Source organism: Fontisubflavum oceani (genome assembly GCF_030407165.1).
GTDB classification, from domain to species: domain Bacteria; phylum Pseudomonadota; class Alphaproteobacteria; order Rhodobacterales; family Rhodobacteraceae; genus Rhodophyticola; species Rhodophyticola oceani.
The window spans coordinates 1,644,193-1,670,102 of the sequence record NZ_CP129111.1 but is presented as its reverse complement, the minus strand read 5'-3'; the positions used below and the strand labels follow the sequence as shown (position 1 = coordinate 1,670,102).

22 protein-coding genes and 4 pseudogenes are annotated in these 25,910 nt (G+C 60.3%); 17 read left to right on the top strand and 9 right to left on the bottom strand.

Annotated features, from left to right (window positions below):
• Positions 1-319: 319 nt before the first annotated feature.
• Together QTA57_RS08630 and QTA57_RS08625 are read right to left on the bottom strand one after the other, a co-directional pair.
• Positions 320-676, bottom strand: a complete 357-nt coding sequence (locus QTA57_RS08630) for a DoxX family protein (protein WP_290154559.1) — start codon at positions 674-676, stop codon at positions 320-322.
• Positions 677-1,844: 1,168 nt separating this feature from the next.
• Positions 1,845-2,126 (bottom strand): hypothetical protein, encoded by a 282-nt coding sequence (locus QTA57_RS08625; RefSeq protein ID WP_145215683.1) that lies wholly within the window; start codon positions 2,124-2,126, stop codon positions 1,845-1,847.
• 152 nt (positions 2,127-2,278) lie between these two features.
• Between QTA57_RS08625 and QTA57_RS08620 the strand changes: the two genes are divergently transcribed.
• Positions 2,279-2,458: a CTP synthetase gene (locus QTA57_RS08620; RefSeq protein ID WP_145215680.1), complete on the top strand. Its 180-nt coding sequence runs from the start codon at positions 2,279-2,281 to the stop codon at positions 2,456-2,458.
• A 23-nt stretch (positions 2,459-2,481) separates the two neighbouring features.
• On the opposite strand, the gene QTA57_RS08615 is transcribed toward QTA57_RS08620, so the two are convergent.
• Positions 2,482-3,240 carry an alpha/beta fold hydrolase gene (locus tag QTA57_RS08615; RefSeq protein WP_290154557.1) on the bottom strand — a complete coding sequence of 253 codons (759 nt, stop codon included), beginning with the start codon at positions 3,238-3,240 and terminating at the stop codon, positions 2,482-2,484.
• A gap of 91 nt (positions 3,241-3,331) precedes the next feature.
• Between QTA57_RS08615 and QTA57_RS08610 the strand changes: the two genes are divergently transcribed.
• Positions 3,332-3,733: a hypothetical protein gene (locus QTA57_RS08610; protein ID WP_290154556.1), complete on the top strand. Its 402-nt coding sequence runs from the start codon at positions 3,332-3,334 to the stop codon at positions 3,731-3,733.
• Here the strand turns inward: QTA57_RS08610 and QTA57_RS08605 are convergent.
• The gene (locus tag QTA57_RS08605) at positions 3,718-4,629 is read right to left on the bottom strand and encodes a pirin family protein (protein ID WP_171561181.1); all 912 of its coding nucleotides are present in this window, start codon (positions 4,627-4,629) and stop codon (positions 3,718-3,720) included. The genes QTA57_RS08610 and QTA57_RS08605 overlap by 16 nt on opposite strands.
• A gap of 205 nt (positions 4,630-4,834) precedes the next feature.
• On the opposite strand from QTA57_RS08605, the gene QTA57_RS08600 reads away from it, so the two are divergent.
• A complete protein-coding gene (locus tag QTA57_RS08600; RefSeq protein ID WP_145215670.1) occupies positions 4,835-5,317 on the top strand; it encodes a hypothetical protein in 483 nt (160 codons plus the stop codon).
• Between the two features lie 19 nt (positions 5,318-5,336).
• Here QTA57_RS08600 and QTA57_RS08595 read toward each other — a convergent pair.
• Positions 5,337-6,760: pseudogene (locus QTA57_RS08595) on the bottom strand (Glu/Leu/Phe/Val family dehydrogenase).
• Between the two features lie 284 nt (positions 6,761-7,044).
• Here QTA57_RS08595 and QTA57_RS08590 point away from each other — a divergent pair.
• The 9 genes from QTA57_RS08590 to QTA57_RS08550 all read left to right on the top strand — a co-directional run bounded on the left by QTA57_RS08590 (position 7,045) and on the right by QTA57_RS08550 (position 15,037).
• Positions 7,045-7,278 carry a TadE/TadG family type IV pilus assembly protein gene (locus QTA57_RS08590; protein WP_290154553.1) on the top strand — a complete coding sequence of 78 codons (234 nt, stop codon included), beginning with the start codon at positions 7,045-7,047 and terminating at the stop codon, positions 7,276-7,278.
• Positions 7,256-8,158: a hypothetical protein gene (locus QTA57_RS08585; protein ID WP_290154552.1), complete on the top strand. Its 903-nt coding sequence runs from the start codon at positions 7,256-7,258 to the stop codon at positions 8,156-8,158. Before QTA57_RS08590 ends, QTA57_RS08585 begins: the two co-directional genes overlap by 23 nt.
• Before the next feature lie 67 nt (positions 8,159-8,225).
• Positions 8,226-8,705 carry a hypothetical protein gene (locus QTA57_RS08580; RefSeq protein ID WP_290154549.1) on the top strand — a complete coding sequence of 160 codons (480 nt, stop codon included), beginning with the start codon at positions 8,226-8,228 and terminating at the stop codon, positions 8,703-8,705.
• A 65-nt stretch (positions 8,706-8,770) separates the two neighbouring features.
• The gene (locus QTA57_RS08575; protein ID WP_290154547.1) at positions 8,771-9,277 is read left to right on the top strand and encodes a TadE/TadG family type IV pilus assembly protein; all 507 of its coding nucleotides are present in this window, start codon (positions 8,771-8,773) and stop codon (positions 9,275-9,277) included.
• 10 nt (positions 9,278-9,287) lie between these two features.
• Positions 9,288-9,920 carry a TadE/TadG family type IV pilus assembly protein gene (locus QTA57_RS08570; protein ID WP_290154545.1) on the top strand — a complete coding sequence of 211 codons (633 nt, stop codon included), beginning with the start codon at positions 9,288-9,290 and terminating at the stop codon, positions 9,918-9,920.
• Positions 9,921-10,028: 108 nt separating this feature from the next.
• Entirely contained in the window at positions 10,029-11,279 is a 1,251-nt protein-coding gene (locus QTA57_RS08565) for a sarcosine oxidase subunit beta family protein (RefSeq protein ID WP_290154544.1), read from the top strand.
• Between the two features lie 9 nt (positions 11,280-11,288).
• A complete protein-coding gene (locus QTA57_RS08560) occupies positions 11,289-11,567 on the top strand; it encodes a sarcosine oxidase subunit delta (protein WP_290154543.1) in 279 nt (92 codons plus the stop codon).
• On the top strand, positions 11,557-14,487 hold the full coding sequence (locus tag QTA57_RS08555) for a sarcosine oxidase subunit alpha family protein (RefSeq protein WP_290154540.1): 2,931 nt from the start codon (positions 11,557-11,559) through the stop codon (positions 14,485-14,487). The genes QTA57_RS08560 and QTA57_RS08555 overlap by 11 nt, the downstream gene beginning before the upstream one ends.
• Positions 14,480-15,037, top strand: coding sequence for a sarcosine oxidase subunit gamma (locus tag QTA57_RS08550; RefSeq protein WP_290154537.1), 558 nt, complete (start codon positions 14,480-14,482; stop codon positions 15,035-15,037). Before QTA57_RS08555 ends, QTA57_RS08550 begins: the two co-directional genes overlap by 8 nt.
• Here QTA57_RS08550 and QTA57_RS08545 read toward each other — a convergent pair.
• Positions 15,034-15,468, bottom strand: a complete 435-nt coding sequence (locus QTA57_RS08545) for a hypothetical protein (protein WP_290154534.1) — start codon at positions 15,466-15,468, stop codon at positions 15,034-15,036. The genes QTA57_RS08550 and QTA57_RS08545 overlap by 4 nt on opposite strands.
• A gap of 186 nt (positions 15,469-15,654) precedes the next feature.
• Here QTA57_RS08545 and dnaG point away from each other — a divergent pair.
• Together dnaG and rpoD are read left to right on the top strand one after the other, a co-directional pair.
• Positions 15,655-17,576 (top strand): annotated as a pseudogene (dnaG, locus tag QTA57_RS08540) (DNA primase).
• Between the two features lie 86 nt (positions 17,577-17,662).
• A pseudogene (gene rpoD, locus QTA57_RS08535) lies at positions 17,663-19,662 on the top strand (RNA polymerase sigma factor RpoD).
• 33 nt (positions 19,663-19,695) lie between these two features.
• Here the strand turns inward: rpoD and QTA57_RS08530 are convergent.
• Positions 19,696-20,151, bottom strand: a complete 456-nt coding sequence (locus tag QTA57_RS08530) for a hypothetical protein (protein WP_290154532.1) — start codon at positions 20,149-20,151, stop codon at positions 19,696-19,698.
• A gap of 304 nt (positions 20,152-20,455) precedes the next feature.
• Between QTA57_RS08530 and QTA57_RS08525 the strand changes: the two genes are divergently transcribed.
• Both QTA57_RS08525 and QTA57_RS08520 read left to right on the top strand, forming a co-directional pair.
• Positions 20,456-20,821, top strand: coding sequence for a YigZ family protein (locus QTA57_RS08525; protein ID WP_290154531.1), 366 nt, complete (start codon positions 20,456-20,458; stop codon positions 20,819-20,821).
• A gap of 4 nt (positions 20,822-20,825) precedes the next feature.
• On the top strand, positions 20,826-21,095 hold the full coding sequence (locus tag QTA57_RS08520) for an HlyU family transcriptional regulator (RefSeq protein WP_290154529.1): 270 nt from the start codon (positions 20,826-20,828) through the stop codon (positions 21,093-21,095).
• 34 nt (positions 21,096-21,129) lie between these two features.
• On the opposite strand, the gene radC is transcribed toward QTA57_RS08520, so the two are convergent.
• Positions 21,130-22,008: a RadC family protein gene (gene radC / locus QTA57_RS08515; RefSeq protein ID WP_290154526.1), complete on the bottom strand. Its 879-nt coding sequence runs from the start codon at positions 22,006-22,008 to the stop codon at positions 21,130-21,132.
• A 137-nt stretch (positions 22,009-22,145) separates the two neighbouring features.
• Positions 22,146-23,138: a methylmalonyl Co-A mutase-associated GTPase MeaB gene (gene meaB, locus QTA57_RS08510; RefSeq protein ID WP_290154524.1), complete on the bottom strand. Its 993-nt coding sequence runs from the start codon at positions 23,136-23,138 to the stop codon at positions 22,146-22,148.
• 332 nt (positions 23,139-23,470) lie between these two features.
• Here meaB and hrpB point away from each other — a divergent pair.
• Positions 23,471-25,880 (top strand): annotated as a pseudogene (hrpB, locus tag QTA57_RS08505) (ATP-dependent helicase HrpB).
• The last annotated feature ends 30 nt before the right edge of the window (positions 25,881-25,910 follow it).

Genomic DNA, 25,910 nt, shown 5'->3' with positions numbered 1-25,910 from the left:
CCAATCAGCAAAAAGAGCGATAGGAAGAAAAGATACAAAAATAGCCGCATTGATCAAATCTGGTTGGTTCCCAATCTAATCCTACCATATCAGCAGCAAGAGGCCAACCGACCGTTAGTTGTACATGATTTCTTCGGTCGATATGTCCGACACGTCAGTTACTCGAGGCTTTGTAAACCGGTTCAGCTGCCCGAGTGCAAAAGAAACAAATAGAGAACTGACTGCTGCCAGCCTGCTTTACGAGAGCTATCCATCTCGCTGACAATAGGCGAGTTACCAGTTCTCGACCCTTCCCCACCTGAGAGCTCCAACAAAGCTCTTATGCAGTTTCGCCGGAGCCGCGCCTCACCCCACCCCGGTTCACAATAAAAATCGCCGAGAGCAGCACCACCAGCGCAGGCAGGCCGGCTGGCAGCGGTGGAAAGGACAGGTGGTAATAGATCGCGCCCAGCATGATCCCCGCGATCCCCAGCGCCGCCCAGACCGAGGTCTGGCGCAGCCATAGCCCCGCTGCCCCCGCCAACTCGCAGACCCCAACCGCATAGACCACCCAGCCCGGCGTGCCGAGATCGGCAAACACGCTATGGGCCAGCGGATGCCCGGTCAGTTTCGCCACGCCGCCCGCTACCATCACCAGCGTCGTGATCCCCATCGCGGCCCAGAACGCGACTCTCATGGCCATCCTCCGTTTGTTTACGCCAAGGCTAGGTGCCAGGCGGCGCGCCGGAAACGCACGTCCGCGTTAGGTCTCTCCATCGTGATTGGGGCGTGAAATGGCGCAATCGACCGCCGAAAGGCGATTCCCGCGCGCGTATGTATGACATCCATACCGTTTCTGTATCAGTTCCATATCCGCCGATTCCGGCAAAAATCGCCTTCGCACCCGCAGAAACTGCACCCCACATCCACACCCCGTCCCGGCCCCGCCCAACCCTGCCGCCGCAAACCGTTTTTCCGCCCCGCCCCCAGCGCACCCCCAGACTTACCCACCATTTCATCCCCAAGATATTTCCATGCTGCACTGCTTCACACTTGCGCGATCCCGGTTTGGTTTGTGAATGTTTTGTTACCGCAAGGGGGCAACCCCAAGCGGGGCGCAGACGGCCCCTTCGAGGAGCCGGAGCGGATCGGGACAGGACATGAGCTTGGACCGAAACGTGCCGGATTGGGGACGCGGGCGAGATCACCAAGAGGTCTTCGGGCAAGGCGGTGGAGGAGCCAGTGTTACTCGGGCAAAAAGCGCGCGATTACAGGCCTTTCAAGGGTTGTAGGCGCATCCAAAGGGGGATGCTTTCGGGCGGAAACCGATGGGGTTGTGGGATCGGCTTTCGGGTCAGGACCGCAACAGCCACAGACGGACCCTCGGGTGTGGATGTGGTGCCGTGGGACCGGGCTTTCGGGCGACGGGCGCGGCGGGTCATGGGAACGGCTTTCGGGCTGGAACCAGGCCAGCGGCGGATCGCAAGATCCAATGCAACTGGGCCAAACGCCCTCCTGGGGGGAATGGTTCATCGAAGGCGTCAGGAAAGGGTTTCGGCCCAATGCGAGGACCGCGTCTGAGCACCTGACGCCTTCATCTTTTTCCGCACCCTGGAAACGAAACGGGACCTGACTGCCATGAACAGTCAGGCCCCGTCCGCGTCAGTAATGCGTACCGCGTCTATGCACCTGTACCCACCCCATACACGGGCCGCTGCCGCAGATCAACCATATATGGCGGCCTGGTGTGGGGAATCCTCATGATAGGCCCGTTGTATCTAGATATTGAGGCCGCCGCGGGTCGCGCACAGAACCCGGTTGCCGAAGATGAATCGGATGTTTTGGTCAACTATACCGGATCTGTATCAGCGCTGTGACACACCGCGCGCGGCGTCCGGATGCTCTGCAATGAAGTGTTTCAACACCACAAACAGCTCCCGCGCGTGAGACAGATCATCCGCATGCAACGCCTGACGGATGTCGTCGCAAATCATCTCCTGCACCCTTTGCGGCCCGTGATGCAGCCCCATCATCCGTTCCGCCAGTGCCGACGCATTGAGATCGGGCAGCCCTTCATGCTCCGCAACCGCCGCGATTTCCGCGCGACTCAGGCAAGTCATGTCTTCGATATCGTCAAGTGTAATCATTGGCTTAGCCCCTCCCAGGCGCAACCGTTACAAATCTGTTACATTTTATCACGCGAGGACGCATGCCCATCTGATCCAAGTCAAAGACATTGATTGACCGCGCCGATACTTCCGAATGAAGGAACCGCGCCCTAAGGAGATGGACGACACATATGCGCTTGTTTTTCTTGTTGTTTACCATGGCCAGCACAGCGTTGGCCGGTGCTGGCGTGGTCGCGGTTCTGGCGATGCAGATGGATGGCTGGCAACCGATCGTCGCTGCCGCCGCAATCGGCGCTGTCATCGCCGCGCCCGTGTCCTGGATCGCCGCGAAGAAGATTCGGGCCCAGTAGGCAATCGAATTTCAGGTCGACGGTTACGCGTTCAGATACGCACCAACCGTGGCCTCAAACTCCCGAGGCTTGTCAGCGTGAAGCCAATGCCCTGCGCCGGGTATTTTTGCAAACCGTGCCGCCGGGAAGAGGGCACGGATCGGGTCACGATGCTCGGGCCGCACGTAATCCGAAGCCGCACCGGACAGGAATAATGTCGGCCCATCGAACTGCCCGGCAATCTCGGGCCAGCCGATGATTCTCGGCATAAACGTCTCCAACACATCGAGGTTTAGACGCCAAGCACGGCCTTTGACGTCCAACGACTGCAGCAAAAACGCCCGCACGCCGTCCTCGGGCACCGTCGTTTGCAAAGCCTCATCTGCGTCCCGCCGAGTCTCGATCTTCGAGAGATCAAGCGCCCGCATCGCGTGGATCAACTGCACTTGCGTATGGCCATAGGGAACCGGCGCAATATCCGCGACGATGAGGCGCCGAACCTGTTCGGGATGCAGAAGCGCCAAAGCCATCGACGCCTTGCCCCCCATGGAATGCCCGACAATATCGGCCTGGCCGCCGAGCGTGCCGATCACCTCGGCCAAATCCGCAGCCAAGTCGGCATATTCATGACTATTCGCCCAAGGGCTCTGGCCATGATTGCGCATATCCACGCTGATCACCTGCCGCGTTTCCGACATCCGTTTGGCAATCACATTCCAGTTTCGGGCCGAGCCAAAAAGCCCATGCGCAATGAGGATCGGGGGCAGATCACTGGGATCGCCGAAATGAGAGATCGCAAGCATAGCCCCTTCTAACGACCGCCGCTCAGATCAACCAGAGGGGTTGAGCGTCGCGAAACCGGCTCTATGGTGCGCCCCGTCAATTGGGGGCCAGATGACACCGGATCGGTTGCATGACATGATGGAAGAAGGCCGGGCGCTGATCGCGGAGCGGCTCGGCATTCGCGCGCGCAGCTTTGCCAAAGCGGTGCGCCACGCCGGACGCCTTTTGCCAGCGCAGGCGCGCCAAGCTGCAGATTACCTGCTCGAACTGGAGCGCCGGCTTGAGCATCCAAAACTGGCGCAAAAGGTTGACCCGGCCCCGGCGGAACACGCTTTGGCGACATTCAAAGCCCAATTGCGGAGCATTGAGCCGGGCAAGCGCCAGGCGCAGACGCGGGCGATCCTTGGCGCGAGATCGGCTTTCGGATTGCCGTCGTCTTGGCTGTGTTTATCGCGGTGTTGGTTTGGCGCGGGATCGTCTGACCCCACGCCAACGGCTCAATGCGCGGGCTGAATAAACGTCCCGTTCTGCAAATCGCGCATCGCTTGCTGCAATTCGGCTTGGGTGTTCATCACGATCGGCCCATGCCAGGCGACGGGCTCGTCAATCGGCGCGCCTGAGATCAAGAGAAACCGCACGCCGTCTGGCCCGGCTTGAACCGTCACCTCATCGCCGGTGCCAAAGCGGATCAACGTCCGATCACCAGAGAGATCGCGGATGTTCACCTCCTGGCCCATCACCTCTTTCTCAAGCAACACACCGGTTGGCTGGCTGGCATCGGCAAAGGCCGCCGCGCCTTCAAAGACATAGGCAAAAGCCCGGCGATAAGTGTCGATTTTGAAGGTTTTCTTCACGCCCGCCGGGACTGAAACATCCAGATATTGCGGATCGGCGGCGATGCCGTCCACTGGGCCGGTTTTGCCCCAGAACTCGCCGACGATCACGCGCACAACCGTGCCGTCATCATCGGTCACCTCTGGGATCTCACTGCCCTGCACATCTTGATAGCGCGGCGCGGTCATTTTCAGGCTGGAGGGTAGATTGCCCCACAACTGGAACCCGTGCATCTGCCCCTTGGCATTCCCGAGCGGCATTTCCTGGTGCATGATGCCCGACCCCGCGGTCATCCACTGAACATCGCCCGCGCCGAGCTTGCCGGTATTGCCCAAGCTATCGCCATGTTCGACCGATCCGGCCAACACATAGGTGATCGTCTCGATCCCACGATGCGGGTGCCATGGGAAGCCTTTCAGGTAATCCTCGGGCCGCTCATTGCGGAAATCATCGAACAGCAGGAACGGGTCCAACTCGGTCGGATCCTGGAACCCGAACGCACGGTGCAAATGAACGCCGGCGCCCTCCATGGTCGGCATGGCGCGGCGGGTTTCTGTGACAGGTCGGATGGACATCGGTCCTCTCCTCTTTTCAAAGCTTGCGGCAGATATATCGCGGCGCGGTCATGCGACAATTCCAAGTCCCTGAACGGGGTCTGTGCAGCGATGCACGGGAGAAACGGAGCAGGGATATGGGCCGGTGCCAATGGGCAAAGCCGCCCCTCCCCTCGCCAATCCTGACGGAACCCGCTATGGCAGCGCGACGCAACGGAGAGACGCTATGGACGACGAGGTCATCGCAGCCATCGAACCGAAAACCGCTCGACGCTATGTCGCGACGGGCATTTTGGGGCTGCTAGGGATGATGTTGCTTTACATCGCGGCGGCGACCCCACCCGCCGATCTCGGCTGGCTGGTCTTTCTGATCGTGCTTGGTGCCGCCATGCTCTACCTCTCGTGGAAGCTGTGGGAGGCCAGCAGCATCACCCTGGAGTTGACACGCGCCGAATTGCGCGAGGCCGATGGCACCGTACTGGCACGGATCGACAATATCGCATCGGTCGATCGCGGGTTTTTCGCCTTCAAACCGGCAAGCGGCTTCATAATTCGCCTGAAAGAGCCGGACAGCGGCGTCTACAAACCCGGCCTTTGGTGGCGCTACAAACGCACAATCCTGGTCGGTGGCGTCACCTCTCGGGCGCAGTCGAAATCCGTGGCCGATCTGATCCGCGTGCTGCTCGTGCAGCGCGACCAAGACAGCTGAGCATCTCGACCGCGCTGATTTAGAGACCTTTCGCCTTATAGCTCGCGGCCACACGACCGATCGAGACCAGGAAGCCTGCCGTGCGCAGGTCGGTCACATCGTTGCGGCTGTGCCAAACCTCGCGCATCGACTGATAGGCCGTCCGCATCGTGTCATCGAGGCCGGATCGAACCAATTCCAGCTCATCGGCTCCGCGCAGATACTGCTCTTTGAAATGCGGGCTCAACGTCCAGCCAAGATCCGTGTCTTTCGACAGGCGTTCCAACTCATTCACGATCAACTCGTGGCGCGCCTCTTCTTGACGCCGCTGCATCCGCCCAAACCGGATATGGCTGAGGTTTTTGACCCACTCAAAATAGGAGACCGTCACACCGCCCGCATTGGCATAAAGGTCGGGGATGATCACCACGCCCTTATGGCGCAAAATCTCATCCGCCCCGGCCGTAATCGGCCCGTTCGCCGCCTCGATGATCAACCGGGCTTTGATCCGCTCGGCGTTATTCATGTTGATGACACCTTCTAGAGCGGCGGGGATCAGGATATCGCAATCCTCCTCCAGCACCTTGATGCCCTCTTCGATATAAGTGCCGTGTGGACAACCCCGCACGCCGCCATGATGGGCGATCCAATCCCGGACAAGCGCGATATCTAGCCCTTTGGGATCAGTCAGCGCTCCGTCGCGCTCGATTACATGGGTGATTTTCGCGCCATCCTCCTTCGAAAGAAACAACGCCGCATGATAGCCAACGTTGCCAAGGCCTTGGACGATGATCCGCTTCCCATCAAGCTTGCCCTCTAGCCCGGCGGCGGCCACATCCTCGGGGTGGCGGAAGAACTCTTTCAGCGCGTACTGCACGCCACGCCCGGTGGCCTCGACGCGCCCCTGGATGCCGCCCGCATGCGGCGGCTTGCCGGTGACGCAGGCCTTGGCGTTGATATCAGTGGTGTTCATTCGGGCGTATTGGTCGGCCATGATGGCCATTTCTTTCTCGCCCGTCCCCATGTCTGGCGCCGGCACGTTCTGCGACGGGTTGATTAGGTCACGTTTGATCAACTCGTATGCGAAGCGCCGCGTGATCTGCTCCATTTCGTGTTCTTCGTAATGGCGCGGGTCGATGCACAGCCCCCCTTCGATCCGCCAAACGGCGCCTCAACCAAGGCGCATTTGAAGGTCATCAGCGAGGCCAGCGCCTCGACCTCATCCTGGTGGACGTTCGGCGCATAACGGATACCGCCCTTGACCGGCTCCATATGCTCGGAATGCACCGAGCGGTAGCCGGTGAAGGTTTGAATCTCACCGCGCAGACGGACGCCGAACCGGACCACATAGGTGGAGTTGCAGACGCGGATCTTTTCCTCCAACCCCGGCGGCAAATCCATCAGCGCAACGGCGCGGTTGAACATCAAATCCACTGACTGGCGGAAACTCGGTTCGGTCGTCATGGCATCTCCCTCCCTCGGCACATGACAGGGCGGCCTGTCACGGTGCAGGCCTTAAAGCGACCCGACCACAGGCGCCACCGCAAAGCAAGTCGACATCCCCAAAACCGAGCCGCAAAACCTCGTCTGGATTCGCCGAAAGGGGCGTTAATCGTTTGTTTCCTTAATGAAAACACCCCGTTTCCTCCCTCGCTTTGCCCCATTTCTGCCTTGGTTAAGGAGCAGACCCGGCCTGGGAGATTGCGTTTCCGCGTGATTTCCAACCCATTGATGTGGAGAGCCTGGTCATGACTGCTCGGACCAAACAGACCCTGCAAAACCGCGCGAGCCTTTCGGGATTCGCCCGCAATGAGGACGGCACCATCACAATCTTTAGTGTGATGATGTTTGTGCTGATGATCGGAATTGGCGGTATCGCCATCGACGTGATGCGATACGAAACGCAGCGCGTGCAGCTTCCAGTATACGCTGGACCGCGCTGTTTTGGCCGCCGCGTCTATGCGCAACACGCTCGAACCTGAATCGGTCGTACGAAACTACTTTGAAATTTCCGGTCTTGAAAACTATCGCCTGACGGTCGACGTCGACGATAATCTGAATGCCCGGACAGTGTCGGCGAGCGCCGAAATGGATATCCAGTCGACCTTCATGCATATGTTCGGTGTGCGCGCGCTGACCTCGCCAGCCTCCGGGATCGCGGAAGAGCGGATCGGCAACGTCGAAATCTCGATGGTTCTAGACATCTCGGGTTCGATGGGTCGCAACGGCAAGCTCGCAAACATGCAGAGAGCCGCGCGGGATTTTGTTACGAGGATGATGGAGGCCAATGATCCAGTCGAGGACGATATGTATGTTTCGATCTCAATCGTCCCATATAACGGTCGGGTCAATGCAGGTTCGACAATCGAGAGCGTGTTCACACTCTCCAATGAGCATAACGAGTCCAGCTGCACCCGCTTCTCAGCGGATGACTATAACACGACCGCGATTCATCCCGATCAGCCAATCGAACGCCTTGCGCATTTCGACTATGACAACCGGAATCGTTACTATAGCGACGAAAACTATTACGAGAACTACATTTTCGACCCGCATTGCCAGACGAACGACTTCGGGGCGATCATGCCATGGTCGCAAGATGAATCGGCCATGCATGCCCACATCAACAGCTTGAGTGCTGGCGGCTGGACGGCGATCGATCTTGGTATGAACTGGGGCGTCGGCCTTCTTGACCCTGCCGCACGGCCAGCAGCACAGCAGCTAGCCGCTCAAGGCATCGTCCATGACGATTTTTCTGACAGACCCTTAAACTATCCTGGTCCAGAAACGCCTGCTGACGAAGACACAATGAAGGTTGTTGTGTTGATGACAGACAGATGGCGAAAATACCAATCAATATGATGTGGTTCAAGCATTCAAACGAGGTCCCTCGACCGTCTACTATCACGAGGAAGATGATCGCTGGTCCATGTATTATCCGGATCGCGATCTGTATTGGATCCCGTATGGCAACCATGATGGTAGAAATGGTTATTTCGCAACCGAGCCATATGACGACGATCCCAATGACTCACTTGAATCTGTGGCGATAGCCTGGCCAGAATTCTGGGACTCCAGGACGGCACGCATGCTCGCTTGGGATTTCTTTGGTCGTGGCAGCCAGGCCCTTGACGATTGGGATTACTACGACATCGTGCGCTATCGCTCTATCGAGCGCTACGCGCGCCAAAGAGACGCCGATGCGAACCTGATCGCAATCTGTGATGCCGCACATGCACAGGATATCATCGTTTTCGCCATCGCTTTTGAAGCGCCTGACAATGGTCGGCGGGTGATGCAGCATTGCGCATCATCGGCCTCGCATTACTTCGACGTCGAAGGTTTGGAGATCAGCGACGCATTTGCCTCGATCGCCAGCGCGATCAATCGCTTGCGCCTAGTACAGTGAGTCTGATGCCAGACCTAGCGGAACATATCAGGCGGTTTGCCAGGTCAGAGCAGGCCACGGCCACAATGGAATTCGTCATTGTGTTCCCGATCATTATCTTCCTCTTCATCGCGGTGTTTGAAACCGGGATGATCCTGACTCGACAAGTGATGCTGGAGCGCGCGCTGGACAGTACAGTGCGCCTATTGCGCCTGGAGTTGGTTAACCCGCCAGATGAGCCTGATGCCTTTGCGACTGCGGTGCGTCAGAATATCTGCGCCAACGCATTGGTGATTCCCAATTGCATGGATGTACTCCAGCTCGATCTCCGGGCTATCGGTCAGACCAATTACATTCTGCCAGAGCGGAATGCGCTCTGCATTAACCGCAATGACATGGTCGCGCCAGACGAAAACCAAGTTTCGGAAGGGCGCGAAAACGACGAAGCCCTGGAAAACTTAATGCTGGTTCGGACGTGTGTAGTTGTAGACCGCATATTACCGATTTCCGGCTTTGGTCTGAATCTCACTCGCGATGATTCCGGCGGGCTGCACATGGTCTCCAGCACTGTCTACGTCAATGAGCCAGACTAGGGAGGCGGATGTGAGATCACTAATCATCAGATTTCTAAGAGACACGCGTGCCGCTGTCGCTTTTGAGGCCGTCATCATCACGCCTATTCTGCTCTGGCTCTTTGTAGGCAGTTTTGTGTTTTTTGACGCGTTTCGGACCTACAATACTTCAGTCAAAGCGACGTACGCGATCGCCGATGTGCTGTCACGTCAACAAGAGGACGTCTACTCGAGCGACATCGAAGGGCTCGCCAATTTGTTCCGAACCATTACCAACACGGCAGAAGGCACCAACCTGCGGGTGACACAGATTTACCGCAATCATGCAGGCGACTATCGGGTGGATCAGTCATTTCCAACCGGAGGCATGGCACGGCTCTTTGACGCGAACATCCCTGCGATTGAGGACCGTCTTCCGATCATGGCGCTTGGCGACCATGTGATCCTCGTGGAAACCACACTACCCTATCGACCGGCCTTCAACGTCGGATTGAGTGATCTGGAATTTACCAATTTTACACTTACACCCCCGCGCAACGGTCCGCAGATCGTCCTCAATCCCGGCATTGAACCAGACTATTGCGGTCAGAGTTGTGATCTCGGAGAAGGGGATGGCGAAGGCACGCCCAGTGGTGATGGAGATTCCGAACCAACCGGCACTTAGGTCGCCCGCATGCCACCCAATGTCGCCGCTGCGCTTTCCTTTCTGACGGACCCCTTGAATAGTCTCTCAAGACCCGATTGAGTGTCAGTCGGCAGATGGGAGACGGTGATGCGCTATTCGGGCTTGCAGGTTCTGGCCCAGGGCCTGAAAGGCAATCGTGGGTGGAAACCCGTCTGGCGCGACCCCGATCCGAAACCCGCCTATGATATCGTGATCATCGGCGGTGGCGGTCATGGGCTCGCAACCGCCTTCTACCTCGCCAAAGAACACGGGCTTCGCAACATTGCCGTTCTGGAAAAGGGCTATCTCGGCGGCGGCAATGTCGGGCGCAACACCACCATCGTGCGGGCCAACTACTTCCTGCCGGGCAACTCCGAGTTCTATTCCCATTCTCTGAAACTCTGGGAAGGGATGGAGCAGGAGTTGAACTATAACGCGATGCACAGCCAGCGCGGGATCATCAACCTGTTCCATTCCGACGGCCAGCGCGATGCCTTCGTCCGCCGCGGCAATGCGATGATCAACCAAGGTGATGACGCCATCCTGCTGAGCCAGGCGGACTGCCGCCGGATGCTGCCCTATCTCGATTATGATCAGACCCGCTTCCCGATCTATGGCGGGCTCTATCATCCGCGCGGCGGCACCGCGCGCCATGACGCCGTGGCCTGGGGTTATGCCAGAGGAGCAGATCAACGGGGCGTCGATCTGATCCAGCAATGCGAAGTGACCGGGATCGATATCGACAATGGCCGCGTCACAGGCGTTCAAACGACGCGCGGCGCGATCAAGGCCAAGAAGGTCGGGATTGTTGTCGCCGGGCGCTCAGGCCAGCTCGCGGCCATGGCGGGCATGCGCCTGCCAATCGAAAGCCATATCCTGCAAGCCTTTGTGACCGAGGGCCTGAAACCCTGTATCGATAATGTGGTCACCTATGGCATGGGCCATTTTTATATCAGCCAGTCCGACAAAGGCGGATTGGTCTTTGGCGGCGATCTGGATTTCTACAGCTCCTACGCTGCGCGGGGGAACCTGCCGATGGCCGAACATGTGCTGGAGGCGGGTATGACGCTGATGCCGATGATCGGTAAAGCCAAGATGCTGCGGAGTTGGGGCGGGATCATGGATATGACCCCGGATGGCTCCCCGATCATCGACAAGACCCATATCGACGGACTCTATATCGATTGCGGCTGGTGTTATGGCGGGTTCAAAGCGGTGCCGGGCTCCGGCTTCTCCTTCGCCCATCTGATCGCCACCGACCGGCATCACGAGCCCGCCGCGCGCTTCCGGCTGGACCGGTTCCGCCGCGGGGCGCTCTTGGATGAAGAGGGCACCGGCTCTCAACATAATCTGCATTAGGGGACGAGAATGCGTATCACATGCCCCCTCTGCGGGGATCGCGACAGCCGCGAGTTCAGCATCAAAGGTCACGAGACCTATCTCACCCGCCCCGCACCCGAGGCCGGTGAGGACGCCTGGGACACCTACCTGCATCTGCGCGAGAACCCCGCCGGTGTGACCGGTGAGCTTTGGCATCACGGCGCGGGCTGCGCCGCCTGGCTGAAGGTAACCCGAAACACGGTAACCCATGAGGTGCTGAAGGTGGAGTTGGCCCGTGACGTGACCGGAGGCGCAAATGCGGATTGATGGCAAAGGCCTGATCGATCGGGCACGTCCGGTCTCGTTCCGCTTCGACGGGCGGAGCTATTCTGGCTTCCAGGGTGACACGCTGGCCTCGGCGCTGCTGGCCAATGGCGTGACCCTCATGGGGCGCTCTTTCAAATATCACCGCCCGCGTGGGGTGCTGACCGCCGGATCGGAGGAACCCAATGCGCTGATGGAGATCGGCACGGGCGCGGCCAAGACTCCGAATGTACGGGCCACGATGCAAGAGATTTTCGACGGGTTGGAGGCGCGGAGCCAAAACCGGATCGGCCCGCTCAACCGCGACCTTCTCTCGGTCAACGACCTGCTCTCCTCCTTCCTAAGTGCCGGTTTCTACTACAAAACCTTCATGTGGCCGCGTGCCTTCTGGGAAAAGCTCTATGAGCCGATCATCCGCCGCGCTGCCGGTCTCGGCGCGCTCTCGAGGGAGCCGGATAGCGGGCGCTATGAGAAAGCCTTTGCCTTTTGCGACATCTTCGTGATCGGGGCGGGACCCACCGGATTGATGGCGGCGCTGACAGCGGCCAAGGGCGGCGCGGATGTGATCCTGGCGGAGGAAAGCGCTGTTGTCGGCGGGCGGCTCCTGTCGGAAGAGGAGCAGATCGACGGGTTACCGGCTGCGATCTGGCTGGAAAACACGCTGGCCGAGTTGCGCGCCTCGGGCCGGGTGCGGATCATGACGCGGACAACCGTGACCGGCGCCTATGACGGCGGGACCTATGGCGCGTTGGAACGGGTCGGCAGCCACGTGCCCGCCACCCCGGATCTGCCGCTCGAATGCTTCTGGCGCATCCAGGCAAAGCAAGCGGTGCTCGCCGCCGGTGCCCTAGAACGCCCGATCGCCTTTCCGATGAATGACCGGCCCGGCATCATGATGGCCAGCGCCGTGCGGACCTATCTCAACCGCTATGGTGTTGCGCCCGGTGAAAAGGTGACACTCTTTGCCACCAATGATGACGCCCACCGCACCGCCCGAGACTTAACCCAGGCCGGGATCGATGTGGCCGCCGTTATCGACAGCCGCGCCGAGATCCAGGCGAAAGGCGACTATCGCGTGATCACCGGCGGGCAGGTGATCGCGACCAAAGGCCGCCAAGCTCTGCGCGAGATCACCATTCGCCATGCCGGCGGCGAAGAAACCATCGCGACCGATTGCCTGGCCGTCTCTGGCGGCTGGAACCCAACCGTGCACCTGACCTGCCACATGAACGCACGCCCGGTTTGGGACGAGGCCATCAGCGGCTTTGTTCCGGCGGAGAAGGCGATCCCCGGGCTGATCCCGGCGGGGGCTTGTGCCGGCCAGTACGCCACTGCCGCCTGTCTGCAAGCGGGAATCGACGCCGCCAGCCAAGCGCTCATCGCGCTTGGGGCAACCGCCCCTGACATCACGGCCCCAAGCGCGCAGATCGAGGCCGGGGCCTCCGATGTGCTTTGGTCGGTGCCGGGCGCTGGCCGCGCCTGGCTCGATTTCGCCAATGATGTGACGACCAAAGACGTGAAGCTCGCCGCGCAGGAGAACTTCCGCTCCGTCGAACATATGAAGCGCTATACGACGCAAGGCATGGCGCCCGATCAGGGCAAGAACTCCAATATCTCCGCCCTCGCCATTCTTGCCGATGCGACCGGACGCGGCATTCCGGAAACCGGCACGACCACCTATCGCCCGCCCTATATCCCCGTCTCAATCGCGGCAATGGGCGCGGGCGCAAAGGGCAAGGGCTTCGCGCCTGAGCGCTTCACCACGTCCCATGCGGCCACGATCCAGCGCGGCGCGCCGATGATCGAAGCCGGTCTCTGGTATCGGCCCAGCTATTTCCCCGCCCAGGGCGAGACGACCTGGCGGCAGAGCTGCGACCGCGAGGTCAATATGGTCCGCGAAACGGTCGGCATTTGTGATGTCTCGACGCTTGGTAAGATTGATGTTCAGGGGCCGGATGCGGGCGCTTTCCTCGATTTCGTCTACACGAATACCTTTTCGACCCTAAAACCAGGCCGCGTGCGCTATGGCCTTATGCTGCGCGAAGACGGAATGGTGATGGATGATGGCACCACGGCCCGCCTCTCCGACACGCATTATGTGATGACGACCACCACCGCCGCTGCCGGGCAGGTCATGACGCATCTAGAGTTCGTCAGCCAAGCGTTGCGCCCCGATCTGGATGTACGCTTCGTCTCAGTCACCGAACAATGGGCGCAATTCGCCGTCGCCGGGCCAATGGCCCGCGATCTCTTGAACACGGTGCTGGACGATCCCATCGATGGCGAAAGCTGGCCTTTCATGGCCTGCGGTCCGGTGAAAGTGCATGGGGTCGATGGCCGCCTGTTCCGCATCTCCTTCTCGGGCGAGCATGCCTATGAAGTGGCGGTGCCAGCGCGCTATGGCGATGCGTTGTTCCGCGATCTTGTCGCCCGCGCCGAGACCATGGGCGGCGGGGCTTACGGAATGGAAGCGCTGAACGTGCTTAGGATCGAAAAGGGCTTCATCACCCATGCCGAAATCCATGGCCGCGTGACCGCGTTCGATATCGGCATGGAGCGGATGATCTCACCCAAGAAAGACTGTATCGGCAAAACCGCTGCGGCTCGCGAAGGGCTGCTTGGCCCGGATCGGGAGCAATTGGTCGGCCTGAAACCCATCGGTGCGGTGAAGCAATTGACCGCAGGCGCGCATCTCTTTGACGAAGGGGCCGAGGCAATCCGCGTGAACGATCAAGGCTATGTCACCTCGGTCTGTTTCTCGCCGACGCTTGGCACTTATTTGGGCCAGGCTTTCTTGAAGAACGGTCGCGCACGGCATGGTGAGACCGTGAACCATGTGGACCATCTCAGAGGGATCGAAACCCTCTGCGAAGTGTGCGACCCGGTATTCTTTGACCCCGAGGGAGGGCGCGTTCGTGGCTAATCTTATTGCCAAAAGCCCCGCCGACGGTTTGCTGCCGCTTGAGATCGGCGGCCTCATGTTGAGCGAAGACAGCCCCGCCGCGATTACCGCCGTGATGCCCTTTGCAGGTCAGGTGAAGCCGCTCTCGACCGCTCTGAAAGCCGCCCATGGCATGACCTTCCCCGGCCCCAACCGCGTGACGGGCAGCGGCGAGGTCAAAGCCTATTGGAGCGGGATGGATCAGGCCTTTCTGATCGGCACGGCCCCGGATCAGAGCCTCGCCACCCATGCCGCCTTGGTCGATCAAACCGATGCTTGGGCCGTCCTCAACATCCAAGGCGCAGAGGTTGAAGCCGTTTTGGCGCGTCTAACACCGCTGGATCTAAACCCCAGTGTCTTCAAACGCGGCCATGCCGCGCGCAGCCTTCTTGGCCATATGTCGGCGCTTATCGCCCGCAGCGGCGCGCAAAGCTTCACGATCCAGGTGTTCCGCTCCATGGCAGCAACGGCGGTTCACGAGTTGGCACTGGCGATGAAAGCCGTGGCCGCCCGCGCCGAACTTGAGCACTAAGTGCCGCGCCGTTCGCTTTCAAGTTCACGAATCCGAACTTCAAAATCGATCCGTTCTTGGGAGTGATTGCTGTTCTCTGGCGTCCGGCTGTTCCAGTTGCTTAGCTGATTGGCCAATCGCTGATCAGAGAGCGATTGCACGCGATCCACGCGCCGCTCTTTCCAAGCGTCATTGCGATTGTCGACCTCCATCGCCAGCGCCATATCCATAACGGATTGACCGAAATGCTGCGATTCAAACACGACGTCCGAGTCCGAGAGTACCTCGGCGGTTTCAGCGGACAAATCCTCCAGACCCGGCGACACAACGGCAAACACACCAAGCGATAGCGCCATGGTAGCCGCAGTCAAAACGACCCAATCCGTGACAACCGCCCCGCTCTCACTCGACAGAAACGCTCTCGTCATTGGTTCCCAGTTAATCCGGCTCATCCTCACAACCTTATTGGCCTTAACGGCATCACATCCCCAAATCCCCACCGGAGGATTTATGGTTAACACCGGCTTTAGAAGCGAATTGAGGCCATTCTATGCTGAAAAACTGAATGATTTGGCACGTTTCGCGCATTTCGCGGGGTGTTCTGGACTTCGCCTTGCCTCGACCCAATACTAAGGCGCATGAGTCTGCCCCCCGGTTTCCTTGATGAGCTTCGCACCCGCACGTCCTTGACACAGGTCGTGGGGCGCAAGGTGATCTGGGACACCCGTAAGTCGAACCAGGCCAAGGGGGATATGTGGGCGCCCTGCCCATTCCATCAGGAGAAGACCGCCAGCTTCCATGTCGATGACCGCAAGGGGTTCTATTACTGCTTCGGCTGCCACGCCAAGGGCGACGCCATCGGCTTTGTCCGCGAGACCGAGAATGTGGGGTTCATGGAGGCTGTGGAAATCCTCGCCCGCGAGGCTGGCATGCCGATGCCCGAACGCGACCCACGTGCTCAAGAGAAGGCCGACCACAGGACAGAGTTGGCCCAGGTGACGGAAGCCGCTCTTGGTTGGTTCCGCCTGCAGTTGAAGACCGCGGCGGGCGGCGACGCGCGCGATTACCTGGCGCGACGGGGCTTGGATGAGGCCGCGCTCGACCAATTCGAGATCGGCTATGCGCCCGGCGCTCAAAACGCCGCTTTCCAAGCGATGACCGGCAAAGGGATCGCGGCAGAGAAAGTGATTGCCGCCGATATCGCACGCCAGCCTGACGATGGCCGCGCGCCCTATGACGCGTTCCGCGACCGGATCATCTTTCCGATCCGTGATGCGCGTGGGCGCTGCATCGGGTTTGGCGGGCGGGCAATGGCCGCCGATGCGCAAGCGAAATATCTCAATAGCCGCGAGACCGATCTCTTCGACAAGGGGCGTGCGCTCTATAATCATGGGCCCGCACGGGAGGCGGCTGGCAAAGGCCAACCGCTGATTGTGGCCGAGGGCTATATGGATGTGATCGCCTTGGTCCGGGCGGGTTTTGAAGCAACCGTTGCGCCGCTTGGCACCGCGATCACCGAGGATCAGCTTCGGCTCCTCTGGCGCATGGCCGACGAGCCAGTGATCGCATTGGATGGCGATACGGCAGGTTTGCGTGCCGCGATGCGCCTGATCGACTTGGCGATGCCGATGCTGGAGGCCGGCAAATCGCTGCGGTTCGCGCTGATACCCGAGGGGCAAGACCCCGACGATCTGCTCCGCGCCAAAGGCCCGCAAGCGATGCGCGATTTGATCGAAGGCGCGCAGCCGATGGTGCAATTGCTCTGGCGCCGCGAGACCGAAGGCAAAAGCTTCGATAGCCCCGAGCGTCGTGCCGCCCTCGATAAAACGCTGCGCCAAGCGATCAGCAAAATCCAAGACCCGTCGCTCAAGAGGCACTATGGCGAGGCGATCAATGATCTGCGCTGGCAGCTTTTCAAAGGTAATCGCAAACCGGCCAACCGGGGCGGCTTCAAACCAAAAGCTGAGGCCGCGCCTGCGGCCAGCACCCGGGCTTCGGCGCTGGCTGCGGGGTCACTCTCGGATGCCGATCTGCGGGCCGCATTGATCCTTGCGACCCTCTGCCAGTACCCCGGCCTGATCGACCAATTCGAACCCGATCTCGACCGGCTCGCGCCGGCCATCCCGATCAAGCCCGCCTCGCCGCGCACCTGCTGCACAGCACAGCGCGCGATGCAGAGGCGCTTTTGGCCGAGTTGGATGATGCAAATTTGCGACAGACCCTTGAAAACCTGCGCGCGCTCGGCCATGTGCGCATCGCACCCTTCTTGCGCGCGGATGGCGACCCAGACAAAGCGGCGCTCTGCTTGGCGGAAGAATTTGCCAAACTCGCCGCCCGTCGGGGCATCGCCTATGAACTGTCCGAGGCGTTGGAAGACTTAGAAACGACCGAAGAAGATACCCACCTGTCCTGGCGCTTGAACCACGCCGTCCAGACCCGACATCGCGCCGATCACCCCACACCGCCAGAGACGGCGGATCAAGGCGAAGACCGGGCAGCCTTGTCCGCGCACCTGCGCAGCTTGATTGATGGACGCGCATGGGAGAAGAAAAAGGGCTAACCCGGGTGTGCGAATCAGTGATTCGCGCTAAGACATGAGTTTACGGCGTGGGTGCGAATCACCCCGTAGCGAAAGGATTATCGCGCATGGCTAAAGACACCGACGATCGCAAACAAGACGGGGACGAGGCCGAGATCAGCCTCGATATGAGCCAAACCGCCGTCAAAAAGATGATCGCGGAAGCGCGAACCAGAGGCTACATCACCTACGATCAGCTGAACACCGTTCTGCCACCTGAGCAGGTCAGTTCCGAGCAGATCGAAGACGTGATGTCGATGCTGTCCGAAATGGGCATCAACATTATCGAAGATGACGAGGTCGAAGAGGACACCGAAGCCAAGCCGGCGACCGAAGTGGTCGAGGCCTCGACCTCCCGCGAAGTGGCCGTCGCCGCGACCGAAACCGAGAAACTCGACCGGACCGATGACCCGGTGCGCATGTATCTGCGCGAAATGGGCTCGGTGGAACTGCTCTCCCGCGAGGGCGAGATCGCCATCGCCAAACGCATCGAGGCCGGGCGCAACACGATGATCGCGGGGCTCTGCGAAAGCCCACTGACCTTCCAGGCGATTACCATCTGGCGCGACGAACTTCTCGACGAAGATATTCTTCTGCGCGACGTGATTGATCTCGACGCCACATTCGGCCGGCAAATGGGCGAGGATGAAGACGGCGACGAACCGGTTGTTGCCGCGCCCGTCTCCAACGACAATGCCGCGCCCGCCAAGCCCGAAGGCGAGGCCAAGCAAGAGCTTGATGCCGATGGCAACCCGATCACCCAGGACGATGACGAGGATGATGAGGACGAACAGGCCAATATGAGCCTGGCGGCGATGGAAGCCGCGCTGAAACCGCGTGTCTTGGAAACCCTCGACCTGATCGCGCGCGACTATGTGAAACTCTCTGAGATGCAGGATTTGCGGATTTCCGCGACCCTAAACGAGGATTCGAGCTTCTCAGCCAAGGAAGAGAAGGCTTACCAGAAGCTACGCTCGGAAATCGTGGAGTTGGTCAACGAGCTGCATCTCCACAACAACCGGATCGAAGCGCTGATCGACAGCTTTACGGCATCAACCGTCGGATCATGTCGATCGACAGCGGTATGGTGAAACTGGCCGACCAAGCGCGGATCAACCGCCGCGAATTCATCGAAGCCTATCGCGGCTATGAGCTGGACCCGACCTGGGTCGACCGGATGGCTGAAAACTCTGGCCGGGGCTGGCAGGCGTTGATGGAACGCTCCCGGCCCAAGGTTGAAGAGTTGCGTGCCGATATGGCGCAAGTCGGCACCTATGTTGGCCTCGACATCAACGAATTCCGCCGGATCGTGAACCAGGTTCAGAAGGGGGAGAAAGAAGCGCGCCAGGCCAAGAAAGAGATGGTCGAGGCGAACCTGCGTCTCGTGATCTCAATCGCCAAGAAATACACCAACCGTGGCCTACAATTCCTCGACCTGATCCAGGAAGGCAACATTGGCCTGATGAAGGCGGTCGATAAGTTCGAATATCGCCGGGGTTACAAGTTCTCGACCTATGCGACCTGGTGGATTCGTCAGGCAATCACCCGGTCCATCGCGGATCAGGCGCGCACCATCCGTATCCCGGTGCATATGATCGAAACGATCAACAAGCTGGTCCGCACCGGGCGTCAGATGCTGCACGAGATTGGCCGCGAGCCGACGCCGGAGGAACTGGCCGAGAAGCTGCAAATGCCGCTGGAGAAGGTTCGCAAGGTGATGAAAATCGCCAAGGAACCAATCTCGCTGGAGACGCCGATTGGTGATGAGGAAGACAGTCAGCTTGGCGATTTCATCGAGGATAAAAACGCGGTCCTGCCGCTCGATTCCGCGATCCAGGAGAACCTGAAGGAGACCACGACGCGGGTTCTGGCATCTTTGACCCCACGTGAAGAGCGTGTCCTGCGGATGCGCTTCGGCATCGGAATGAACACCGACCATACGCTTGAAGAGGTCGGCCAACAGTTCAGTGTGACCCGAGAGCGGATTCGCCAGATTGAGGCAAAAGCGCTCAGGAAGTTGAAGCATCCAAGCCGTAGTCGGAAGTTAAGGTCTTTCTTGGATCAGTGAGAAAGAGGCACCGTTCGTACACCTCTTTTGACCCTAGCCTTGTTCGACATAGTCGATGCAGTTCTCGACCATATCTTTGAACTCCGAGATCAGGTCTGCGATGCCCCCAGTGGCAGCAGAAATCGAACCTAGTAGTGAGTTGATCTGAGCCAATAGGTAGCGGAGCGCATCGACTATTCCGTCGCGAAAACGACGCCCCAAACTGAATAGCGCTGCAAGTTTTGCTTGGAGACTATTCCCTATCAGACCGACGCGTGCAAAAACTTCTGGTGGCGTATCTTGAACGACCGCTCGCACTCTATCGAAATGTGGCAGAGTTTCAGTTTCATAGGCCAATCTCAGTCGGTCGCGCATGTCGTCAATGAATAGTATCCGGTAGCCATAGGGCGCGTCATCAAACAAGAGGGTTTGCAGAAAACCACTCAGTTGATCGAGAAATGACGACAATTGCAGATTAGGGTCATCGCTCTCTTCAAACATAAAGGGCATGCCAATTCTCCCATGTTTTATAGTTTGGGATGGTAGCATGATTGAGAGTAGACCTGGGAGAAATCTGTGAACCCACCGATCACTCACAGTGTATCTTATGATCTTCAATCTGCGCGCCTGTCCGTCATCCGCTCTGGCCAGCCCAGCGGGCTGGCATTTTGGCTGCGGGACGCTCTGCTCAGCCCGAGTAATGACTTGGCTTCCATAAACCGCCCCCGATCCACCGTGTTTGCGCCATCCCACGGGCAGGCCCGCGCCCGGCTCCGCTCTTTCCGGTGGTCGCGAACCACGTTATCCCGGTTCAATGACCCTCACCACTTTTGACAACATCCTCACCGACCGCGGCTCCAAATACGCGGTTTCCGGCGCACCGGCGGCCTCGAAAGCCGACGCGCTCGCCGCCGTCAAAGTCCTCAAGCGCAATAAGAAATTCGCTAAGGCCACCCATAACACCTGGGCGCTCCTCACCTCCGAAGGCCCCATCAAGAACGATGACGGAGAGGCCGGGGCGGGCATGGTCATCCTGCGGATGCTGGAACGCGAGGACCTCCGGAACCACGTTGTCATCGTCAGCCGCTGGTTCGGCGGCACGCATCTGGGCGGCGACAGGTTCCGCCGGGTGCAGGATTGCGTTAGGTATTACATCGACCAGATGAACCAGACGAGGTAGCGCGATGTCGCTCTTATCGAAACTCTTCGGCGGCGGGGCCAAGCCTCAAGAGGACCCCGAAGTCTATAAAGACTTCCGCATCTTCCCGGAGCCACAATCGGGTCAGGGTGGCTATCGCCTCGCCGCGCGGATCGAGAAGGAGATCGATGGCGAGGTGAAGGTGCACCAATTGCTCCGCGCCGATACGATCCAGAGTGTCGAGGAGGCGGAGGCCTTCTCCATCCGCAAGGCGAAACAGGTGATTGACGAGCAGGGCGACGGGATTTTCCGGTAGCGTCGGCGCGCCATCGGTTGCCGGCGAAGGGTACCTAAAACAGCCCCTCCGCTCGGAACGACACCTCAGCCTCCTTGCCAATGATCACGTGATCATGCACCGCCACGCCGATCGTGTCACAGGCCTCCACGATCCGGCGGGTTACATCGATATCTTGAGGGCTCGGCGTCGGGTCGCCCGACGGATGATTATGCACCAGAATGATTGAGGACGCGTTCAACTCTAGCGCCCGTTTCGCCACTTCGCGTGGATAGACCGGCACATGATCGACCGTGCCTTTCGCCTGCTCCTCATCAGCGATCAGCACGTTTTTCCGATCCAAGAACAACACGCGAAACTGCTCGGTCTCCCGATGCGCCATCGCCGTGCGGCAATAAGTGATCAGATCATCCCAGGAGGAGACCACCTCGCGATGCATGACTTTGGTCAGCGCCATCCGATGGGCAAAGGCCTCGACGATGCGCAGTTGCAAATAGACCTTTGCTGTCGCGCCTTCGACCTGCAACAGCCGGTGTTCCGAGGCCGCAACCACGCCGTTTAAATCGCCAAATGCCGCCAGGAGCCTTTTGGCGAGTGGTTTCAGGTCAATCCTCGGGATCGCGTTGAAAAGCAGCAGTTCCAGGATTTCATAGTCGGGCATCGGCTTGTGCCCGCCTGACAAAAAACGCTCCCGAAGCCGCGCACGATGGCCCCAATAATGCGGGCGCTTCGTTCCATTTTGGTCGGTGACCAGGCCGCCGCCCGCCGCCGCATCGGGCGAGAGCCGGTCCGTCTGGCGGAAGCTGCGGGTGAAGGCTGGCGTCAAGACGGCATCTGCGGGCGGAATACGCGCCTCCAAATCATCCAGACCTCGCATCGCCTCTTCGGAAAACCCCGGGACCTGCCCCTCCAAATCAGACGTCAGATCCGTCATCGATATCCCTCTTAGCGCGCGACACAACCTGCGGCGATAACCGGTCCCTAGAAACCGATCCGCCGACGCTCCGAGAATTCAATCAATTTGGTTAATGCTTTCTTAGCAAGCACCCGCTTTCGAACAAAAATACCAGGCTAGTTCTTCAATCGGCCCAACATCTCTTCGGCTGCTGCATCCGGGCTCAGTTCACCGGCTGCCACCCGTGTGGCCATCTCAGCCATCGCGCGCTTCACGTCAGCGTCGCGGTTCAGCCGCGCCAGAAGGCCGCTCCGCACCTCTTCTTCAAACCAATGCGCCGCTTGCGCCGCTCGGCGTTTCTCCCAATGGCCCTCCGCCCGACGCCATGCTGCTAAGGTCTGCATCTCGTCCCAGGCTGCGTCCAACCCGTCATCCTCCCACGCCGAAACGGGAAGCGCCTTGGGAAACCCGTCAGGATCCTCCGCCCGTTTGCGCATCAGCCGCAACGCCCCGGCATAGTCCGCGCAGGTTCGCGTCGCCGCCGCTTTCAACTCGCCATCAGCCTTGTTGACCAGGATCAGATCGGCAATCTCCATGATACCGCGCTTGACGCCCTGCAACTCGTCGCCGCCCGCAGGCGCGAGAAGCAAGACGAAGAGATCGCACATCTCGGCAACCATGGTCTCGGACTGCCCGACCCCCACGGTTTCGATCAGCACAACATCGAACCCCGCCGCCTCGCAGAGCGCAACCGCCTCGCGGGTCCGCCGCGAGACGCCCCCCAGATGCGACAAGGAGGGCGAGGGGCGGATAAACGCGCCTGGCTCGCGGCTGAGCCGCTCCATCCGGGTTTTGTCGCCCAGAATCGAGCCGCCAGAGCGTGTTGACGATGGATCGACCGCCAAAACGGCCACGCGGAGCCCTTGGCTGACCAACATCATCCCAAATGTCTCGATAAAGGTCGATTTCCCCACGCCCGGCGTGCCGGAGAGTCCAATACGCAGGGCTTGCCGACCATGACCGCGCAAAACCTCCAACAAGGCTGCCGCTTGGGCCCGATGATCGGCCCGCGTGCTTTCCACCAAAGTCACTGCGCGCGCCAGCGCCCGGCGCTCACCCGCCAAAATCCGCGTTGCCAAATCTGTCTGAGAGGCCTGTTGTTCCGTCATGGAGGCGTCGTCTTTCCCCAGTCTTCTGCCCGCGCGCCGCAATTTGGGCGCGTCCCGTTACTTGCCCGCATCCCGCGCGCACTGTCCAGTGCCACGGCATGCGACAGCGAATTTGATGACCAGTTTGTCATGCGCCCTTATCTGGCGAGCCGTCTGGTGCTGATCTCCTTTGTTGTTCCGAGCCAGGTTCAGGAGCGGCGCAGTTTCGATGTCGGCGCGCTCCTGTCTCGCCCGTCCGCGACCCGAGACCACGCCCCGCGTCTTTCGGTTGACCTCGGTCGCGGCACAGTCCCTTTATGGGCCGGTGCGGATCATCAGACGACCATAGGCCGATGCGACTTCCGATCGAGGACATTCTGCCAGAGCTGATGCACGCCCTGGCCACCAAAGGTCGCGCGGTGCTGCAGGCTCCGCCCGGCGCAGGCAAGACCACGCGGGTGCCGCTGGCGATGCGCGAGGCTGAGATCACCAAAGGCCGAATTGTCGTGCTGGAACCCCGTCGCTTGGCCGCGCGCGCCGCCGCCGAACGTATGGCCGAAACCTTGGGCGAGGCCCCAGGTCAGACGGTCGGCTACCGGATGCGCGGCGACAGTGCGGTCAGCAAAGAAACCCAGATCGAGGTGGTGACCGAAGGCATCCTGACTCGAATGCTGCAAGACAATCCGGAGCTCCCCGGCATTGGCGCGGTGATCTTCGACGAGTTCCACGAACGCTCCCTCAACGCCGATCTGGGTTTGGCGCTGGCTTGGGAGGTCCGGGGGCCCTGCGCGACGATCTGCAAATTTTGGTCATGTCCGCCACGCTTGATGCCGGGCCCGTGGCCGCCATGCTCGACAATGCCCCTTTGATCTCATCTCTAGGTCAGGCTTTTCCGGTTCAGACGATCTGGCGAGACCGACCGCCGGCCAAGACCGACCGGTTCGAGACCACAATGGCCAGCCTCATTCTGCAAGCTGTCCAAGAGACCGAGGGCGGCCTTCTCGTGTTCTTGCCTGGCGAAGGCGAAATCCGCCGCACCGCCAGCTTATTGGCGGACCAACTTCCGCCCGATATCCATGTCCACAGCCTCTATGGCGCTATGAAACTCGGCGATCAGCGCGCCGCCATCCGGCCTGCGAAAGAGGGGCGAAAACTCGTTCTGGCCACCGCGATCGCCGAGACCTCGCTGACCATCGAAGACGTGTGTGTGGTGATCGATGGCGGCCGCGCCCGCCGCGCCCGGTTTGACCCAAGCTCCGGCATGTCGCGCCTGGTAACCGAGCCTATCAGCCGCGCCGAGGCTGATCAGCGCCGGGGCCGCGCCGGTCGGGTCGCGCCCGGGGTCTGCTATCGCAACTGGACCAAAGGGGCCGAGGGTGCGCTCCCCGCCTTCCCACCTGCGGAGATCGAGGCGACCGATCTCGCCGGCCTCGCGCTCGATCTCGCGCAATGGGGTGGCGATGAAGGTTTGGCATTTCTCACACCTCCCCCGAAGGCGCGCTTGCAGAGGCCCGCGCATTGCTCAAATCCATCGGGGCGCTCGATGACGCGGCTCGGATCACCAACCATGGTCGCCAGCTTGCCAAACTGCCACTGCATCCCCGCCTGGCCCATATGGTCAGCCTTGGCGGCAGAGGCAGTGCTCTGCTCGCCGCGCTCTTGGCCGAGCGCGATCCGCTCCGCGGCCAAGGCAGCGACCTCGCCTTGCGTCTCCGCGCCCTGACCGGCCAAGCCCCGGCAGCGGCCGACCGCGCCGCAATCGCGCGGATCAAGACCGAGGCGAAACGCCTGGCCCGTTTCGAATCCGGCCCGGCGCATGACGCCGCCGAACAGGCAGCCCTTGCCTATCCCGACCGCATCGCCCTCCGGCGCAAAGGGGATGCGCCGCGCTATCTCCTGTCGGGTGGCAAAGGGGCCGCTTTGCCTGAAGGAGACGCGCTTGCCGGGCAACGGCTTCTTGTCGTGACCGATCTTGATGGCGACCCCCGCGAAGCCCGCATCCGCCAAGCGATCCCAATTGCCGAAAGCCAGATCCGCGCCCTCTTCGCGGATCAGATCACTTGGCATGAGAGGTGCACCTGGTCGCGTCGTGACCGGCGGGTTCTGGCGCGGAAACAAGAGTGTCTGGGCGCGATCATTCTGGATGATCGTGGGTGGTCGGATGCCCCTGCCGAGGCCATCCGCGCCGCGATGGTCGACGGCATTCGCGATCTCGGCATCGACGCGCTCAACTGGACCAAACCCGCCACCCTGCTCCGCGCCCGCATCCGGTTCGCGGGCCTGGCCGATATGTCCGATGCCGCCCTCCTGGATGGATTGGAGGATTGGGCCGCGCCGTATCTTGACGGCATCGCCTCTGCCGCTGATCTCAAACGCTTGAACCTTGTCGAGGCGCTGGCAGCCTCTCTCGGATGGGAGAGCCAGCAACGGCTGGATACTCTCGCTCCGGCCACTTGGAAGACGCCGCTCAATCGGCAAGTCCCGATCGACTACAGTACCGACACGCCCGAAATCGCGCTTCGTCTGCAAGAGGTCTTCGGCACCACCACCCATCCCCGGATCGGCCCCGATAAACTGCCGCTTAAAATCACGCTGCTTTCTCCCGCCAACCGCCCGATCCAAATTACCACCGATTTGCCGGGGTTCTGGTCGGGCTCCTATGCGGATGTGCGCAAGGATATGCGCGCGCGCTACCCCAAACACCCTTGGCCCGAAGATCCGCGCCAATCCGACCCAACGCTGCGCGCCAAGCGCCGACCCTAGACCTATCTCACCTGGGCCGTCCCTGTCCGT

Bases quoted from the DNA above. Each gene is read 5' to 3' on its own strand.
- QTA57_RS08630 (WP_290154559.1), bottom strand. From the start codon at position 676: ATGAGAGTCGCGTTCTGGGCCGCGATGGGGATCACGACGCTGGTGATG.
- QTA57_RS08625 (WP_145215683.1), bottom strand. From the start codon at position 2,126: ATGATTACACTTGACGATATCGAAGACATGACTTGCCTGAGTCGCGCG.
- QTA57_RS08620 (WP_145215680.1), top strand. From the start codon at position 2,279: ATGCGCTTGTTTTTCTTGTTGTTTACCATGGCCAGCACAGCGTTGGCC.
- QTA57_RS08615 (WP_290154557.1), bottom strand. From the start codon at position 3,240: ATGCTTGCGATCTCTCATTTCGGCGATCCCAGTGATCTGCCCCCGATC.
- QTA57_RS08610 (WP_290154556.1), top strand. From the start codon at position 3,332: ATGACACCGGATCGGTTGCATGACATGATGGAAGAAGGCCGGGCGCTG.
- QTA57_RS08605 (WP_171561181.1), bottom strand. From the start codon at position 4,629: ATGTCCATCCGACCTGTCACAGAAACCCGCCGCGCCATGCCGACCATG.
- QTA57_RS08600 (WP_145215670.1), top strand. From the start codon at position 4,835: ATGGACGACGAGGTCATCGCAGCCATCGAACCGAAAACCGCTCGACGC.
- QTA57_RS08590 (WP_290154553.1), top strand. From the start codon at position 7,045: ATGACTGCTCGGACCAAACAGACCCTGCAAAACCGCGCGAGCCTTTCG.
- QTA57_RS08585 (WP_290154552.1), top strand. From the start codon at position 7,256: ATGCGCAACACGCTCGAACCTGAATCGGTCGTACGAAACTACTTTGAA.
- QTA57_RS08580 (WP_290154549.1), top strand. From the start codon at position 8,226: ATGTATTATCCGGATCGCGATCTGTATTGGATCCCGTATGGCAACCAT.
- QTA57_RS08575 (WP_290154547.1), top strand. From the start codon at position 8,771: ATGGAATTCGTCATTGTGTTCCCGATCATTATCTTCCTCTTCATCGCG.
- QTA57_RS08565 (WP_290154544.1), top strand. From the start codon at position 10,029: ATGCGCTATTCGGGCTTGCAGGTTCTGGCCCAGGGCCTGAAAGGCAAT.
- QTA57_RS08560 (WP_290154543.1), top strand. From the start codon at position 11,289: ATGCGTATCACATGCCCCCTCTGCGGGGATCGCGACAGCCGCGAGTTC.
- QTA57_RS08555 (WP_290154540.1), top strand. From the start codon at position 11,557: ATGCGGATTGATGGCAAAGGCCTGATCGATCGGGCACGTCCGGTCTCG.
- QTA57_RS08545 (WP_290154534.1), bottom strand. From the start codon at position 15,468: ATGAGCCGGATTAACTGGGAACCAATGACGAGAGCGTTTCTGTCGAGT.
- QTA57_RS08530 (WP_290154532.1), bottom strand. From the start codon at position 20,151: ATGCCCTTTATGTTTGAAGAGAGCGATGACCCTAATCTGCAATTGTCG.
- QTA57_RS08525 (WP_290154531.1), top strand. From the start codon at position 20,456: ATGACCCTCACCACTTTTGACAACATCCTCACCGACCGCGGCTCCAAA.
- QTA57_RS08520 (WP_290154529.1), top strand. From the start codon at position 20,826: ATGTCGCTCTTATCGAAACTCTTCGGCGGCGGGGCCAAGCCTCAAGAG.
- radC (WP_290154526.1), bottom strand. From the start codon at position 22,008: ATGACGGATCTGACGTCTGATTTGGAGGGGCAGGTCCCGGGGTTTTCC.
- meaB (WP_290154524.1), bottom strand. From the start codon at position 23,138: ATGACGGAACAACAGGCCTCTCAGACAGATTTGGCAACGCGGATTTTG.